Source organism: Flectobacillus sp., from assembly GCF_049240685.1.
In the GTDB taxonomy this organism is placed as follows: domain Bacteria; phylum Bacteroidota; class Bacteroidia; order Cytophagales; family Spirosomataceae; genus Flectobacillus.
Genome location: NZ_JBMLSD010000416.1, coordinates 1 through 1,186, shown reverse-complemented (window position 1 = coordinate 1,186; position 1,186 = coordinate 1). Strand labels below are relative to the sequence as shown.

At 34.9% G+C, this 1,186-nt stretch carries 1 protein-coding gene; it reads left to right on the top strand.

Annotated features, from left to right (window positions below; genetic code table 11):
- Window positions 1-153: 153 nt before the first annotated feature.
- Window positions 154-849 (top strand): LamG domain-containing protein, encoded by a 696-nt coding sequence (locus ACOVQ4_RS19025; protein ID WP_421822190.1) that lies wholly within the window; start codon window positions 154-156, stop codon window positions 847-849.
- Window positions 850-1,186 lie beyond the last annotated feature (337 nt).

Below are 1,186 nucleotides of genomic sequence, written 5' to 3'. Positions count from 1 at the left end.
CTCTTTTAGCTATTATTATGCAACCTCAGATTATCTTTTTTGATAAAATTACAGCACAAGATACTATAGATAAAGATGCTTGTACGTATGTGTTGGTAGCGAAGAAAAGGTAGGATTGGTACTTAGCTCTGAGATTAAATCTCATTCTTGTTCATGAAATTTATTCACTATATTCCATTATTATTATGTTTTTTGGGGTGTAAAAACTCTGATTTAAGCCCCAAAGACTTTATTTCATATTATTCATTTAATGGAAACACGAATGATTTGAAAGGAACCAATAATGCTATCAGTATTTACCGTGCTCGACTGACAGATGATAAAAATGGCAATGCCAATAGCGCTTATTACTTTGATGGAATCTCTTATATTGAATTTCCAAAGCCTGCTATTAAAAACGATTTTACGGTGTCGCTCTGGGCTATGATTGAATCTGTTCCAACAGAAGGTACTATTAGGACAGCAATGTCCATAGGTTCTTCGGGAGGAGATCAACTTATCAATATATCCAACAATTATTATGGCGTTTCGGGTTGGGCTTTGACCAGCTACAACGAAGATGGTAGCAATTTGGTAGTCACACCGAATACATTGTCTTCTATGGTTGCCCAAAAGTGGGTGCATTTAGCTTTTACTCGTGATGGGCATAACTTTAAGGCCTATATAGATGGAAAGCAAATTGGACGTTTGCCCATAGAGGGAAAATCTGCTGGGTATGGCTTTGGAACTCAAAGATTTTATGTGGGGAATAGACATACTGGACAAGGATTTATTGGTACCATTGATGAAGTGAAAATATATAAACGTGCCTTGTCAGCAGAGGAAATAGGTCAACTTTCATCAAACTAAATAGAAAGAAGTTATTTGTAAATCGTATATCAGCTATAAGTTATCGTGCAAAATAAAATTTAAGATTGTGCTTTAGGCTTTCAGGTATCGGCTTTCGGCGGTGGGCTTTGGAAAAAAGCATGGCTGTGGTTACTAAAAAACATTTTAATACTCTTTGCCTTGCGCCTGTTGCCTAGTGCCTAACCATATAAATAAATCTCATTCTGCACGATTACTTAATACTTCCTAAATTGAGAGAAGAGATTCAAAATCCAGTTTTAATACAACTTATATTAAAACAAGATAGAAGGATAAATATTATCCTTCTATTTTTGTTTTCGAGTGTACATTTTTAATA

Bases quoted from the DNA above. Each gene is read 5' to 3' on its own strand.
- ACOVQ4_RS19025 (WP_421822190.1), top strand. From the start codon at position 154: ATGAAATTTATTCACTATATTCCATTATTATTATGTTTTTTGGGGTGT.